Raw genomic sequence first — 14,046 nt, 5'->3', positions numbered from 1 at the left:
GTCTCGCCTCATTGCCAATGTTCTATTCCCAACATCGACAGGGGCACTCCCGTCCCGTCGAAACGAGGAATAGAGACAATGAAGACCGTTTCCAAAGCACTGTTCGGAACCGTCGCCGCAGGTGCGATGGCGGCATCTTCCGCGAGCCCTGCCATGGCCAATGACCGTCACCGTGATCGCGGTGTCGATGCTGGTGATGTGATCGCAGGTGCCGTGATCCTCGGTGGGATTGCCGCAGTCGCTTCCAGCGTCGGCAAGGATCGCTATCGCGATGGGTACCGTTACGATGATCGCCGCTATGGCGACCGCCGTGTGCAACGGCGTGGCAATGGCAATCGCGCCGTCCAGAAATGTATCCGCAATGCGAAGCGCGACGCCCGTCGCGGCGGCTATCGCTTCGCCGATGTGACCCAGATCCGCGATGTCGAGCGTACCCGTTATGGCTGGCGCGTGAAGGGCCGGATCGCTGTCGAGGGCCAGCGCGGCTATCGCCAACGGGCCCGGTATGATGATCGCCGCTACGACTATGGCTACAACAACGGCTATCGCCAGCGTGCCTACGATACCGGCAAGTTCACTTGCTATGTCGAGCGTGGCCGGGTTGCCGATATCGACTTCCGCGGCGTCCGTGGTCTGCGGTGATCGATAACCGATGATTTCTCCCGGGTTGGGCGGTTCAGGCTGGTGACAGCCGGGGCCGCCTAACTCCGTTCCCATCCTTGCGGCATGGGCGCCGCATTTGCAGACCAATCCACTCTCGGACCTAGGGGGGTCCTGCCATGAAGATTCTTTCCACATTTGCCGCGGCCAGCGTTGCCGTCTCGCTCGTCGCGACACCGGTTGCAGCCGCAGAGCTGCCGGTTTCCAGCCAGCGCAGTGCGTATACAGAAGGCACCTTCCAGTTCGAAGAAGACAATGGCGAATATCGCCGCCGCTACCGTCGCTATCGCCGCAACCGCGTGGATGCCGGTGATGTGATTGCAGGCATTGCGATCCTGGGCGGCATCGCTGCCATTGCCAGCGCGGCCAGCAAGAACAAGCGCCGCGATCGCTATGATGATCGCCGCTATAACAACCGCTACAACCAGCGCAGCTACAACTCGAGCAATCTGGACCGTGCCGTGAACAGCTGCATGCGCGAGATCGAGCGCAATGTGCGGGTCGAGAGTGTCGACAATGTCGGGCGCTCGGGCAATGGCTGGCAAGTCAGCGGCCGTTTGTATGACGGCAATGGCTTTACCTGCAGCGTCGGGCAGAACGGCCGGATCGACAATATCCAGTATGGTCAGCAGGGCAGCGGCTATTCCGGTGCTGCTGCCGATGATCGCCAATGGAGCGACGATGCCTACGCCCAGGCACGTAACAATGCAGGCGTGATCGAGCCGCGCCCGGCCGTACCAACTACGCCGACCGGCCCGCAGCCGGCCTATCCCGGCGGCCCGGTTGATGGCGATCTTGGCGGCTAATCCGCTTTTTCAGGATCCGGAGTTTCGGACGCCTCGTTGCTCTTGGCAGCGAGGCGTTCATTATAGGCGGGCAAGGCGAGGTTGAAACGGATCGCCGCGCTGCGCAGGATCAGGCCCGCCAGCGTGGCTCCAATCCAGACCCACACGCGCGGCATTTCCAGTAGTGTTCCGGCGACACAGAGCGACGCTGACAAGGCCGCCGCCGTTACATAGAGCTCCGGCTTCATCAGGATCGACGGCCGACCTGCGACCACATCGCGAATAACCCCGCCCACGGTGCCGGTAATCACGCCCATCATCATCGCCTGCACCGGTGGCACGCCATAGCTGAGCGCCTTGGCGGCGCCGAGTACGGCATAGGCTGTGAGGCCGAGCCCGTCTGCATAATCGAGCAACTTGCCTTCCCACCAGCGAGTGGGCGTAAGCCAGACCAGGACGGCAACGGAAAGGCAGGCAACCCCGACCCAGCTATCCGACATCCAGAATACCGGGGCCCCGATCAGCAAGTCGCGGATCGTGCCACCGCCGACGCCGGTGACCAGCGCGAAGAAGGCGAGGGTAACGAATGTCTGCCGTTCCTTGGCAGCGATCAGCGCGCCTGACAGAGCGAACACTGCCACACCCGCAATATCGAGCCAGTCGAGCAGCGGCGTCAGGATAGCTGTGGTGTCGACCGGCATATCAGGTTGCCACCTTGGGCTTGCGGCGGCGGAACATCAGGATGCACCCCAGCAAGGCTCCGATGACGGCCAGCGCAGCAAACAGGATCAGGATCGGATGGCTGGTATCCTCCCGTTCTTGCAGGTCCATGATGTGCAGGCCCCACATGAAATCGAACAGACGCCACCAACTGGTACGTACCGCCTCGATCTTGCCGGTGTGCTGGCCGACATAGACGTTGGTGTCGTCCTCCAGCGTTACTTGCCAAACATCCATCGGGCGGCGGAAATCGAAGGGGACATCGTCGGCGGCAAAGGCGGTGGAACTGATCACCTTGTCACCGCCCTTGATCCCGGCGGCGACCATTTGCCGCGCCTCGATTTCGCTCAACGGTCCCAGAGCGGTACCGTCAGCATCATAGCGTTCCAGCGTGCCATCCATATAGGCGATAGTGGTCACAGCCCGGCCTTGCTGCATCGCGGTTGTGACCGATTTGACCGGGCGGCTGGCATCGCCGGGCAGGGCGACAGCTATGTTGGTGTCGGCGGGCAGAATCTGTTCTGCCTCTGGCGTTGGCAAACGCAAATTCCCATCACGGACTTCGGTGATCGGTTTGGCGACCATCACCAGGCCACTCACCGTCCACATCAGGATCGGCACACCGACCAGCCACCCCAGCCAGATGTGCCATTGGGCAAAACGCAGCATTGTCGAGCGGGGCATCGGTGTCGTCCTGTCGCTTAGGAATGCAAGCGCGCCCCTATGGCCTTGGCTGCCGCGATGCAATCAAAGTCGCTCCAGCGGGGGCCGATCACCTGCATCCCACACGGCAACCCGTCGCTCGCGCCCACTGGCACGACGGTGGACGGCAAGTTGGGGAAAGTCGCGATCCCGGCCCAAGCCAACCCTTCGGCTGCATCGCGCTCTACGCCGTTGATGGCAATCTGGCCTTCGAACAGCTGGCTGTCGCGGTGCGGGCAGGCGAGAATGTTGGCGGGCGGAGCGAGCACGAAGTCGTAGCTTTCGAACAGGTTCGCCCGTGAAAGTTCGCAGCGGGCCTGCACGTCGAGCAGGTCGAACCAGTCGGTCGCAGTTGCACGCTGGCCGTCCGGCCCCGGCATCCCACGCGCCATCGCCACATTGAGCATGCGCATATAGGACGCGTGTTCGCCCTCCAGATCGGGCAGGGCATCGGTAGCCGTATCAATCGTGACACCCGCATTGCGCAGGTTTTCGACGGCCGCTTCGATCGGCGCGCGAACGGCATCGTCGATCGGGCTGACGGGATGATCGATCAGCAGCAGGAAGCGGCACTGGTCGAGCGGCTTGGCCCGTTTGCGCAGGGGTAACCCGGCAGTAAGTTCCAGCATCAGTGCCAGATCATCGGCATTGCGGGTTATCGGGCCGGCAATGCTAAGCGCGCCATCATGCGCATCGACGCCGCCCATGGCGGGATGATCATGACCCTGTTTGGAGATAAGCCCCCAGCTCGTCTTGTGGCCCCACACACCGCAGAAATGGGCGGGGACACGCACAGAGCCACCAATATCGGTCCCGTATTCTACAGGCACATAGCCAGCTGCAACCGATGCCGCCGAGCCGCCCGAGGAGCCGCCCGGGCTGCGGGAGTGATCATGCGGATTGCAGGTGCGGCCATAGACTGGATTGGCGCTCTGCCAGTCGGCGAGATTGGGGGGGATGTTGGTCTTGCCGATCACAATCGCACCTGCCGCCTTGAGCTGGCGCACCACGGTGGAATCGGCTTTTGCCACCTGGCCTTCGAATTCCTTGAGCCCCCAGCACGAGGGCAGGCCTTCGATGGCGAAGCTTTCCTTGATCGTCATCGGCACGCCGAACAGCGGCTGGTGTGGCATGGCATCCATGCCGTCCATCGCCTTGGCGATATCGCGCGCGCGATCAAAGTCGCGAATGACCACAGCGTTGATCGCTTCGTCGCCTGATTCGATCCTGCCGATCGCCGCATCGACCGCCTCCAGCGGCGACAGCGCGCCGGAACCGATCTGCGCCGCAAGGGCGATCCCGCCCGGTTCGTCAGTCAAAGTCGGATACGCCATGTCTCTCTCCCGTCGCGAGAATCACGATAGGCCGGGGGCCACCAACATTCAAACGCCGGAGAACCGCTGGGATGCGGATAGACATACGGGTCGCCTTTTCAGGCCGAAGTTGAAGTGCTTAATTGCAGCTGCTTGAATCAGAATCGAAGGGGTCGAATAATGAAGGCTTGGGCAAAGGCTTTGGTGGCCGGTTTGCTTGCGGCAACGCCCGCTACCGCAACAGCACAGTGGGATTATGGCGTACACTATCCCAATGGGACCGCAGCGGTGAACCACATTTACGGGCCGCGCGGAATGTTCAAACCTGTGACGGGGATCAATTACCCGTTCAACTTCTACCAACAGCAAGAATACAACAATAGCTGCACAGTTGCGCCAGTGCCGGTCGATCGCGGTGCCCTCATAAATGCACCCGGTGTGACCAGCGCCCCGGACAAAGATTGCCACCTCCTGTTTGACGCGAATGACGATAAGATGATCGATCTGGGTGCGAACGGGTTGGCCTTTGTCGAGCACAATGGTTTCAACGGCGAAGGCAGAAAAGTTCAACGCACTTTCGAACAGATGTGGTTCGATGACAACTGGCTCGCGCGCTATATGGCGATTGCCTATGGCCGCCCCCAACCGGCCGGATTGTGGGCGCCTAACGATTACAACCGCTGGGCAATCGTCGGGGGCGACACGAGCAATTGGTCGTCCAACCTCAACCCGTGGACTGGCGACTATTTCGACCACAGGACCTACACTGGCCTCTACAATTTCCAGACCTCGGGCTGCAGCGGCTGGGTACCGCCTGCGATGGTGGACTGGTACGGCTGGATATCGAGAAGCGGCGCGACCTACGATGCGGCAAACCAGCGCTACGATTATCCCAATGTGACGGAGGATTACCACTACGGCTTCTTCCTGCTCTTTACGCAGAAAATGCTGGCCTCGGGACTGTGCAATGCGACGCATGAGCGAAACCTGCTCCAACATGCCGTCTCGCTGCGGTCGCAGATACTTTCCCGGCAGGTGGTCAATCCGCAAGGCGAGCTGCTAGGTTGGGTAACCGAGCGTGACAATCCAGTGACGCTGATCAATACCGAAACAATCGCTGCGAATGTGCTCGGTCTCGGGGCAGGAGGGCGATACGCATTCGAAGCCGGCAAGATGCCGATGCGGCAGGGCAGCGGAAACTACTTCCTGCGACCGCACAACGTTCTGTCGGCAGTCAAGGATCTGTCGAATCCGGGCATGCTGAATTTCGGGCCTTACCTGATTTTCCCGACCGGCACGGTTTCGGTCGATTTCTACCTGCGTTCACCCGGCGCGTCGGGCAATGTTGCCAATCTCGACATTTATGATGCGAACTCGGGCCAGGTCCTGGCCTCGCGCGTGGTGACGGCGCAAGATTTCGGTGGCAGCAGTGACTGGCAGAGAATCCGGCTCAACAGCCAGAATGTAAATCCGAACAACAGCCTCGAATTCAGGGTCTACTGGCTTGGGGGCAGCAATCTGGATATCGCGCAGATCCTCGTCCGGTAGGAGCGCGCGGGCCGCGGCAGCGCCTTACTTGGCGAACAGATTGGCCGGGTTGGCCATAGCCTTGATTTCAAGTGCGTTGCCGCTCGGGTCGCGGAAGAACATTGTGGCTTGTTCCCCGGGTTCGCCTTCGAAGCGAATGGTGGGTTCGATCACGAAGTCCTGCCCTGCATCAATGAGACGATCTGCCATTGTGCGCCAGGCTTCCATGTCCAGGACGAGCCCGAAATGGGGCACGGGCACGTCGTGCCCATCGACAGGGTTGTTTGCGGCGTCACCGCCTTTGGGCGCGAGATGGGCGACAATCTGGTGCCCGTGAAAATCGAAGTCGATCCATTCCTCTGACGACCGGCCTTCCGGACAACCGAGCCGGCCCCCGTAAAAGCTGCGGGCTGCCTGCAGGTCATCGACCGGAAAGGCGAGATGGAAGGGAGGGATGGTCATACCGGTGCCTCGTGCGTGATTTCTTGCTGTGCCAGGCCAAGCGCGAGACCGTAGCCGAGAATGGGCGCGGCACCATATCCGATCATTACGCTGGGATAGTTGGACAGGATGCCCATGATGGAAAAGCCGAAGAATGATCCTGCCAAGCCATACCGCGCGCGCCGTTCCATCGGTGCGGAATAGCCCATCAGGAAAAAGCCTGCGACCAGTGCCACCAGCAGGCCGATGGCCACCAGCGGGTCGGTCCTGAGTAGGTCATCGATTATCCGCTCGACGAAAGGTTGGGCCGGAAGTTCGCCGCGCAAGGCCATGACAAGGCTGGCAAAAAACCCGATCATGAAAGTGACGCCGATGCGCCAATCCCTGGTCACGTCATGCAGGCCGACTGCTGCGAATACGACTGCGAAGCCCAACGCTGCGTCTGGCTGGATGGAGGCAGCCAGCAGCGCCGCCAGCAGCATCGGGGGCGCGAAATCGTCGTCTTGCGCGGCCAGCACAGCAAGCGCGGGAAAGGCAAACGAAGCTGCGTGCAATGTGAAAGGCCCCATGGGCACCCATCGCGCGATCCCGTTATATTCCGGGCCCGTGATCAAGGGCAGGAACAGAAGTGCCAGTAAAGCCAGCACTGCGATCCGTTTGCCCCGACGTGTGGACGGTGCAGAGCCGAACAGAATCCAGCCTGCTGCGACCAAAAGCGCACCCGCGTTGACCCAAAGGAATTGTGACGGAGCGGCAAAAGCGATGAGATAGGCCAGCCCGGCCAGCGTCGGAATGGCGAGCGCAAGCAACGCCGGGATGCGGCGGCTGATTGTCACAGTCGGTCCATCACCGCATCTTCTGCGGCATAATCGAACAGGTCCCACGGATAGGCGGCGAGTTGCGGGAAGGCGGTGCGCCAATCGTCGCGCGGTTGCTGTGCCAGCCAGTCGAAGCCATCACTGCCGTGCCGGTAGGGTCGGGCAGTGTCAAAGCCGGTGGCCGCGGCCTTGTCGCCACTGACCAGCATCGGGGCGGGTATGCTCCACGGCGTACGGCCGACGCCTTTTTCGGGATAATCTTCGCACTCGACCCATTTGGCTTGCTTCTCGAGATAGGTCGCGATGGCCTCACCAATCTCGCGCACGCTGGGGCTGTCGGCATCGGCGATGTTGTAGATACCGCTGTGGTCGCCGATTGCCGTGTGGCAGGCGAATTCACCAATGGTTCGCGCCGCAGTGGTCTGGAACCGGCTTTGCCCGGAAATCGCCAGCGGAATGCGGGTTCGTCCGTCGAGGAGCCGTTTTACGAACCACCATTCGCGCGGATGACGGCTCCACGGGCCATGGATCGCGCAGGGCCGCAAGATGCTTGCCCGATCACCAAAACGCTCCTGTGCTTCCTGCTCCATGCGTATTTTGCGGGTCGAATATGTTTCCGGCCCGCCAGCAACTGTCGCTTGGTCCTCTGCAATCGGACCTGGAAAGTCGGGAAAGCCGTTTTGCGCTGCCTCGTCGAGCGTGCGACCCTTGGCATCGCAATAAACGCTGGCGGACGAAATCGCGATCAGGCGCCCGATGGCACCGGGGTCATAGCGTGCGATGTCATCCGCATCGTAGGCGATGCTGTCTACCACCACATCGGCAACGGGCGCCCGGTCCTGTTGCGTGTCGTATCGTACGAAAGCAGTTGTGCGGGAGAGCCAACGCGGCTTGCTGCGCGCGTGGATCGTCACTTCCCAATCAGCCGATTGGAAGGCCTGCGCTGCCGCAAATCCGATCTGACCCGCTCCGACAATTGCGACTGAACGGGCCATATCGGTACCCTTACGCGATCACATGTGGATCGGCTTGCCCTGGACGGCCATGGCCGCCTCTTTCAGGGCCTCGGCATGGGTCGGGTGGGCGTGGCAGGTGTAGGCAATGTCTTCGCTGGTCGCGCCGAACTCCATCGCCACGGCTGCTTCGGCAATCATCGTACCGGCCAGGCTGGCAACGATATGCACGCCCAGCACGCGGTCGGTCTCTGCATCGGCGATCACTTTGACGAACCCATCGGTGTCGCGATTGGCCTTGGCGCGGCTGTTGGCCATCATCGGGAACTTGCCCACCTTGACCGTATGCCCGGCTTCCTTCGCCTCATCTTCGGTCATGCCGACATCGGCGAATTCGGGCATGGTGTAAACGACGCCCGGGATCACCGCATGGTTCACAATGCCGGTTTCGCCCGCAATGTTTTCCGCAACAGCGATGCCTTCATCCTCCGCCTTGTGCGCCAGCATAGGGCCGGGAATTACGTCGCCAATGGCCCATACACCGTCGACAGTGGTGCGGAAATCATGATCGGTTTCGATCTGGTCACGGCTGTTCAGCTCCAGCCCGATCGCATCGAGGCCCAGGCCGTCGACATTGGGGCGACGACCGATCGATACCAGCACATGGCTTGCCTCGATCGTTTCGGCATCGCCGCCAGCGGCCGGCTCGACCGTCACGGTCACCTTCTTGCCCTTCACGGTGGCGCCGGTGACCTTGCTCTTCAGCTTCAGCTGCATGCCCTGCTTCTTGAAGATCTTGCCCGCTTCCTTGCGGATATCCTTGTCCATGCCGGGCAGCAGCTGGTCGAGGAACTCCACTACAGTGACCTTTGCGCCCAGGCGCCGCCAGACCGAGCCAAGCTCGAGCCCGATCACGCCGCCGCCGATTACCACCAGATGTTCCGGCACTTCGCCGAATTCGAGCGCGCCGGTACTGTCGACAATCTTGCCCTTGGCATTGTCGACCTCGACACCGGGAAGCGGAGTGACGCTGGAACCGGTCGCAATCACGATGTCCTTGGCTGTTATGGTCTCGTCACCGACTTTCACCGTGTGCGCATCCTGGAACGTGGCGTGGCCTTTCTTCCAGTCGACCTTGTTCTTCTTGAACAGGAATTCAATCCCGCCGGTCAGCTCGCCAACGGCCTTGCGCTTCTCTGCCTGCATGGCCTCCAGATCGAGCTCGACTGTGGTCTTGAGCCCCCAGGTTGCCATGTGGCCGCCTTCGGCTTCCTCGAACAACTCCGACGCATGCAGCATCGCCTTGGACGGAATGCAGCCAACGTTGAGGCAGGTACCGCCCAATGTTTCGCGGCTCTCCGCACACGCCGTATTCAGGCCCAGCTGCGCCGCACGGATGGCGGCAACGTAGCCACCCGGGCCAGCGCCAATGACGAGAACGTCGTAGTCGTAGGAATGGTCAGACATGGGTTTCTGGCTCCAATATCAGGTAATTACGGCAAAGGCGCTGAGGTCGCCGCTAGCGGCTTTCGCCGCGAATTCTTTCAGTTCATCTAGGCGCTGGGTGAGAAAGTTCAGCCCTTCTTCGCCTTCTTCATGGTACATTTCGCCCAAATAGATTTGCTGCTCGACCATGGCTTGGGTGTCATAGCGCTTCTTGAGTTCACTCTCGCTGAGTGCTTTGGCCATGTTGCTAAAGGCTTTGAGACTTTGGTTGGGAATGTAAAACACAGGCCCATAGCCATTGTCTTCACCGATTTCCTCAAAGTCTCCCAAGATCAGGCTGAGTGGATCGTTTGTCGGGCCTGCGGATTGGGTGAGCAAGAAGTGTATAGCGTGCCACTCTTTATCGAGGTCGATGATAGGCGCGGTTTCCCATCCCTCCTCGGGCTGGATAAAGTCATAGGCGCCATCCGGGTTAGCTCGGATCGAGGCCACCTCACCATCGTCCGCCAATCTTGCAACCCATACCATTCCCATCGGATGTCCTCCTTTGAACTCTAAAGATCAATCAGCATCCGGGTAGGATCTTCGATCGCTTCCTTCATGATTTTCAGTGCGGTCACAGCCTCGCGGCCGTCGATCAGGCGGTGGTCATAGCTTAGCGCGATATACATCATCGGGCGGATCACCACTTCGCCATTCACGGCGACCGGTCGATCCTCGATCCGGTGCAGGCCGAGCACGGCGCTTTGTGGCGGGTTGATGATCGGGGTCGACATAAGGCTGCCAAACACGCCGCCATTCGAAATGGTAAAGGTGCCGCCCTTCATGTCTTCCATCGTCAGCGTGCCTTCGCGGGCACGCTTGCCGAAATCGGCGATGTCTTTCTCGATTCTAGCGAAGCCCTTGGCCTGCGCATCGCGGATCACCGGGACAACCAGACCATTGGGCGCGCTGACCGCAACCGAGATATCGACATAGTCGTGATAAACGATCTCATCGCCTTCGATATAGGCGTTGGCCGAGGGGACATCCTTCAACGCAAGGCACGCGGCCTTGGCGAAAAAGCCCATGAAGCCGAGCTTGATGTCATGCTTCTTGGCGAACAGTTCCTTGTACTTGCCACGCGCCTCGATCACCGCTGTCATGTCGACATCGTTGAAAGTGGTCAGCAGCGCTGCTTCCTCTTGCGCGCCTTTCAAACGCTTGGCGATGGTCTGGCGCATCCGCGTCATCTTCACGCGTTCCTCGCGGCGTTCGCCGGTTGCAGCGGCAGGAGCTGCGGCGGCAGGCGGAGCCGCTTCGCTCGCGCCATCATCTCGCTTGTTGCGTGCGGCGGCGAGCACGTCTTCCTTGGTCAGGCGACCGTCCTTGCCGGTGCCCTTGATGGTGGAGGGATCGACCCCGTGCTCCAGCACTGCACGGCGCACGGCCGGGCTCAGGGTTTGCGAGGAATCGACCGAGGCGGCGTCTGTCGCTTCGTCCTGATCCGATCGTTCTTTCTTGCCTTCTTCGCGCTTTTCTTGCGAGCGAGCCGGCTCTTCGCCGCCCGTGGCAGCGCCGGTTGCGCCTTCCTCCACACTCGCAATCACCGCGCCGACTTCCACCGTGTCGCCCACTTCCGCTTTCAGTTCGGAAATGACCCCGGCAACCGGGGAGGGCACATCAACGGCGACCTTGTCGGTTTCGAGACTGACGATCGGTTCGTCGACGGCGACGGCATCGCCGGGCTGTTTGAGCCATTCGGCAATTGTGCCTTCAGTGACCGATTCACCGAGCTGCGGGACCTGGATTTCAGTAGCCATGGATCAGGCCTTCTTCTTGGTTGTGTTGCGGGTGGCAGTGATGTCGTGATTGTCGGCCAGGCCGAGAGCTTCCTCGACCAAACGTTCCTGCTGTTGCGTGTGACGCTTTGCGAGGCCGGTGGCGGGGGACGCGGCAGCATCGCGGCCGGCGTATACCGGGCGCATACCGTTGTGTCCGGCAGCCGAGAGGGCCTGTTCAATATGCTCGTCCACGAACGACCAGGAGCCGTTGTTCTTGGGCTCTTCCTGGCACCACACGATCTCTTGCAGATTGGTCATGCGCTTGAGCCGGACGGCCAGCGGTTCGCCGGGGAACGGGAAGAGCTGCTCGATCCGGACGATGGAAACGTCTTTCAGCTTCTCTTCGTCGCGCTTCTCGATCAGATCATAGGCGACCTTGCCCGAGCACAGGACGAGACGTTTGATATCCTTGTCTGCGATCTCGGTCGTGTCGGACTTGATCCGCATGAAGTGATGGTCACCCATGAACTCCTCCGCGCTGCTCTTCGCCATGGGATGGCGCAGCAGGCTCTTGGGGGTCATGATCACCAACGGCTTGCGGAAAGGACGTAGCATTTGCCGGCGCAGCACGTGAAAGTAATTGGCCGGCGTGGTGGTGTTGCAAACCTGGATATTGTCGTTCGCGCATAGTTGCAGGAACCGTTCCAGGCGGGCGGAGGAATGCTCCGGTCCCTGGCCTTCATAGCCATGCGGCAGCAGCATCACGAGGCCATTGGCGCGCAGCCATTTGGCCTCACCTGCGGCGATATACTGGTCGATCATGATCTGCGCGCCGTTGGCGAAATCGCCAAACTGCGCTTCCCACAGCACCAGCGTTTTCGGATCGGCCATTGCAAAGCCGTACTCGAAGCCGAGCACGCCATATTCCGAAAGCGGGCTGTCATAGACCTCGAATTTGCCATGGGGCAGATGGACAAGCGGGATGTATTTGTGCTCGTCCTTCTGGTCGACCCACACGGCATGACGCTGACTGAAAGTGCCACGCCCCGAATCCTGGCCGGACAGGCGCACGCCGAAGCCTTCGGTCACCAGACTGCCGAAAGCGAGTGCCTCGCCTGTGGCCCAGTCGAACCCTTCGCCGCTGTCGAACATGGCGCGCTTGGCATCGAGGACACGCAGCAGCGTCTTGTGCGGAGTCAGATCGTCGGGAACTGTGGTGAGCTTCTCGCCGAGACTGTCGAAAAGCTTCTTCTCGATCGCCGTCTCAACATTGCGCCGCGCAGTCTCGGCATCGGCGGGCTTGTTCAAACCGGCCCAGCGCCCGCCGAACCAGTCGGCCTCGTTGGGCTCGTAGCTCTTGGACGCGTCGAATTCTTCCTGCAGGTGGTCGGTGAAGTCCTTGATCTGGCCATCAAGGAAGGCGTCGTCGATGACGCCCTGCTGCTTCAGGCGCTCGCTATAGACCACGCTCACCTTGGGGTGCTTGCGGATCTCGTCATACATCAGTGGCTGGGTGAATTTCGGTTCGTCGCCTTCATTGTGGCCGAAGCGGCGATAGCACCACATGTCGATCACGACGTCGCGGCCGAATTTCTGGCGGTATTCGATCGCCAGCTTGCAGGCGAAGGTCACTGCCTCGGGATCGTCGCCGTTCACATGCAGGATGGGGGCCTGCACGCCCTTGGCCACGTCCGAGGGGTAGGGGGACGATCTGGCGAATTTGGGGCTAGTCGTAAAACCAATCTGGTTATTGATGATGAAGTGTAGGCAGCCGCCGGTGTTGTAGCCAGGAATGCCCGAGAGGCTCAGGCTTTCCCACACGACACCTTGGCCCGCAAACGCCGCATCACCGTGGATCAGCACCGGCAGGACCTGCTCGTGCTGTGCCAGATCGTCACGGATCGCCTGCTGGGCGCGCGTCTTGCCGAGCACAACCGGATCAACCGTTTCGAGGTGGCTGGGGTTGGGTACGAGTGACATGTGCACTTCGATCCCGTCAAAGCTGCGATCGGTGCTGGTGCCGAGGTGATATTTCACATCGCCGGAGCCGCCGACATCTTCCGGATTGGCGCTGCCGCCGGAGAATTCGTGGAAGATGACCTTGTACGGTTTGGCCATCACATTCGCGAGCACGTTGAGTCGGCCACGATGCGCCATGCCGTAGATAATCTCGCGCACGCCGGCTTGGCCGCCCTGCTTGATCACGGCCTCGAGCGCCGGAATCATGGATTCGCCGCCGTCGAGGCCGAAACGTTTGGTCCCGACATACTTCTTGCCGAGGAACGCTTCATATTGTTCGCCGCGAACCACGGCAGCCAGGATGGCCTTCTTGCCCTCGTCGGTGAACTGGATCGTGTCACCGGGGCTTTCAAACTTGTCCTGCAGGAACCGCCGCTCCTCGGTGTCGGCGATATGCATGTATTCCAGGCCAACATTGCCGCAATAGGTGGCGCGCAGGGCATTGTAGAGATCGCGGACCTTGACCCATTCGTATCCGAACACGCCGCCGACGAAGACCTCCTTGTCTTCCTGCCCGGCGAAGCCGTGCCAATCGAGCTGGAGATCCTCGGGCTCTTCCATGTTGGAAAGGCCGAGGGGGTCGAGATTGGCCGCCATATGGCCGCGCACACGATAGAGCCGGACCAGCAGCATGGCGCGAATGGAATCCGCTGCCGCATCCTCGATCGCCTTGGGATCGGTCGCCTTGCCCGCTGATTTGGAGGCTGCCTCTACCGCGAGCTTCATCTGCGTCGGGTCCAGCGCCGCCGTCAGGTCGGCCCCGGAGTCGACCACATCGGCCAGCCAGCGCGGGTTGGCCCAGCTCGGGCCTTGTTGCGGCCCCTCCTGGTCGCCCATTTCGGGCAGGAAATCGTGTGTCTCATTACCCATTGCAGGTCACCTCGGCCATGTGTCGGCCC

13 protein-coding genes are annotated in these 14,046 nt (G+C 61.0%); 3 read left to right on the top strand and 10 right to left on the bottom strand.

The genetic code is table 11. The annotated features are described in order from the left end of the window. Positions 1–78 precede the first annotated feature (78 nt). Positions 79–642 (top strand): hypothetical protein, encoded by a 564-nt coding sequence (locus tag ABD653_RS04365; RefSeq protein WP_160780034.1) that lies wholly within the window; start codon positions 79–81, stop codon positions 640–642. Between the two features lie 137 nt (positions 643–779). Further along, complete coding sequence (locus ABD653_RS04360; RefSeq protein ID WP_199801139.1) at positions 780–1,466, top strand: hypothetical protein; 687 nt, start codon at positions 780–782, stop codon at positions 1,464–1,466. Here ABD653_RS04360 and ABD653_RS04355 read toward each other — a convergent pair. From ABD653_RS04355 to ABD653_RS04345, 3 genes are read right to left on the bottom strand one after another with little or no spacing between them, the layout of a single operon-like run. Next, positions 1,463–2,146 carry a trimeric intracellular cation channel family protein gene (locus ABD653_RS04355; protein WP_160780033.1) on the bottom strand — a complete coding sequence of 228 codons (684 nt, stop codon included), beginning with the start codon at positions 2,144–2,146 and terminating at the stop codon, positions 1,463–1,465. The genes ABD653_RS04360 and ABD653_RS04355 overlap by 4 nt on opposite strands. Position 2,147: 1 nt before the next feature. After that, positions 2,148–2,849, bottom strand: coding sequence for a PepSY domain-containing protein (locus ABD653_RS04350; RefSeq protein ID WP_160780032.1), 702 nt, complete (start codon positions 2,847–2,849; stop codon positions 2,148–2,150). 17 nt (positions 2,850–2,866) lie between these two features. After that, positions 2,867–4,201 carry an amidase family protein gene (locus tag ABD653_RS04345; protein ID WP_160780031.1) on the bottom strand — a complete coding sequence of 445 codons (1,335 nt, stop codon included), beginning with the start codon at positions 4,199–4,201 and terminating at the stop codon, positions 2,867–2,869. A gap of 159 nt (positions 4,202–4,360) precedes the next feature. On the opposite strand from ABD653_RS04345, the gene ABD653_RS04340 reads away from it, so the two are divergent. Next, complete coding sequence (locus tag ABD653_RS04340) at positions 4,361–5,728, top strand: hypothetical protein (RefSeq protein WP_160780030.1); 1,368 nt, start codon at positions 4,361–4,363, stop codon at positions 5,726–5,728. A gap of 24 nt (positions 5,729–5,752) precedes the next feature. Here ABD653_RS04340 and ABD653_RS04335 read toward each other — a convergent pair whose 3' ends face one another. From ABD653_RS04335 to ABD653_RS04305, 7 genes are read right to left on the bottom strand one after another with little or no spacing between them, the layout of a single operon-like run. Further along, a complete protein-coding gene (locus ABD653_RS04335; RefSeq protein ID WP_160780029.1) occupies positions 5,753–6,169 on the bottom strand; it encodes a VOC family protein in 417 nt (138 codons plus the stop codon). Beyond that, on the bottom strand, positions 6,166–6,984 hold the full coding sequence (locus tag ABD653_RS04330) for a hypothetical protein (RefSeq protein ID WP_160780028.1): 819 nt from the start codon (positions 6,982–6,984) through the stop codon (positions 6,166–6,168). The genes ABD653_RS04335 and ABD653_RS04330 overlap by 4 nt, the downstream gene beginning before the upstream one ends. Continuing rightward, a complete protein-coding gene (locus tag ABD653_RS04325) occupies positions 6,981–7,961 on the bottom strand; it encodes a Rossmann-fold NAD(P)-binding domain-containing protein (RefSeq protein ID WP_199801138.1) in 981 nt (326 codons plus the stop codon). The genes ABD653_RS04330 and ABD653_RS04325 overlap by 4 nt, the downstream gene beginning before the upstream one ends. A gap of 18 nt (positions 7,962–7,979) precedes the next feature. After that, entirely contained in the window at positions 7,980–9,386 is a 1,407-nt protein-coding gene (gene lpdA, locus ABD653_RS04320) for a dihydrolipoyl dehydrogenase (protein WP_160780027.1), read from the bottom strand. A gap of 18 nt (positions 9,387–9,404) precedes the next feature. Next, positions 9,405–9,899, bottom strand: a complete 495-nt coding sequence (locus ABD653_RS04315) for a YfbM family protein (RefSeq protein ID WP_160780026.1) — start codon at positions 9,897–9,899, stop codon at positions 9,405–9,407. Between the two features lie 20 nt (positions 9,900–9,919). Next, on the bottom strand, positions 9,920–11,167 hold the full coding sequence (gene odhB / locus ABD653_RS04310; RefSeq protein WP_160780025.1) for a 2-oxoglutarate dehydrogenase complex dihydrolipoyllysine-residue succinyltransferase: 1,248 nt from the start codon (positions 11,165–11,167) through the stop codon (positions 9,920–9,922). A 3-nt stretch (positions 11,168–11,170) separates the two neighbouring features. Further along, positions 11,171–14,017: a 2-oxoglutarate dehydrogenase E1 component gene (locus tag ABD653_RS04305; RefSeq protein ID WP_160780024.1), complete on the bottom strand. Its 2,847-nt coding sequence runs from the start codon at positions 14,015–14,017 to the stop codon at positions 11,171–11,173. Positions 14,018–14,046: the final 29 nt, after the last annotated feature.

Origin of the sequence: Parerythrobacter jejuensis, from assembly GCF_039536765.1 — a bacterium.
GTDB classification, from domain to species: Bacteria; Pseudomonadota; Alphaproteobacteria; order Sphingomonadales; family Sphingomonadaceae; genus Parerythrobacter; species Parerythrobacter jejuensis.
The sequence above is the reverse complement of the archived record's forward strand: the minus strand, read 5'-3'. Positions and strand labels throughout refer to the sequence as shown.

Excerpts from the sequence above, each read along its gene's own strand:
- ABD653_RS04365 (WP_160780034.1), top strand. The coding sequence starts at position 79 with ATGAAGACCGTTTCCAAAGCACTGTTCGGAACCGTCGCCGCAGGTGCG.
- ABD653_RS04360 (WP_199801139.1), top strand. The coding sequence starts at position 780 with ATGAAGATTCTTTCCACATTTGCCGCGGCCAGCGTTGCCGTCTCGCTC.
- ABD653_RS04355 (WP_160780033.1), bottom strand. The coding sequence starts at position 2,146 with ATGCCGGTCGACACCACAGCTATCCTGACGCCGCTGCTCGACTGGCTC.
- ABD653_RS04350 (WP_160780032.1), bottom strand. The coding sequence starts at position 2,849 with ATGCCCCGCTCGACAATGCTGCGTTTTGCCCAATGGCACATCTGGCTG.
- ABD653_RS04345 (WP_160780031.1), bottom strand. The coding sequence starts at position 4,201 with ATGGCGTATCCGACTTTGACTGACGAACCGGGCGGGATCGCCCTTGCG.
- ABD653_RS04340 (WP_160780030.1), top strand. The coding sequence starts at position 4,361 with ATGAAGGCTTGGGCAAAGGCTTTGGTGGCCGGTTTGCTTGCGGCAACG.
- ABD653_RS04335 (WP_160780029.1), bottom strand. The coding sequence starts at position 6,169 with ATGACCATCCCTCCCTTCCATCTCGCCTTTCCGGTCGATGACCTGCAG.
- ABD653_RS04325 (WP_199801138.1), bottom strand. The coding sequence starts at position 7,961 with ATGGCCCGTTCAGTCGCAATTGTCGGAGCGGGTCAGATCGGATTTGCG.
- lpdA (WP_160780027.1), bottom strand. The coding sequence starts at position 9,386 with ATGTCTGACCATTCCTACGACTACGACGTTCTCGTCATTGGCGCTGGC.
- ABD653_RS04315 (WP_160780026.1), bottom strand. The coding sequence starts at position 9,899 with ATGGGAATGGTATGGGTTGCAAGATTGGCGGACGATGGTGAGGTGGCC.
- odhB (WP_160780025.1), bottom strand. The coding sequence starts at position 11,167 with ATGGCTACTGAAATCCAGGTCCCGCAGCTCGGTGAATCGGTCACTGAA.
- ABD653_RS04305 (WP_160780024.1), bottom strand. The coding sequence starts at position 14,017 with ATGGGTAATGAGACACACGATTTCCTGCCCGAAATGGGCGACCAGGAG.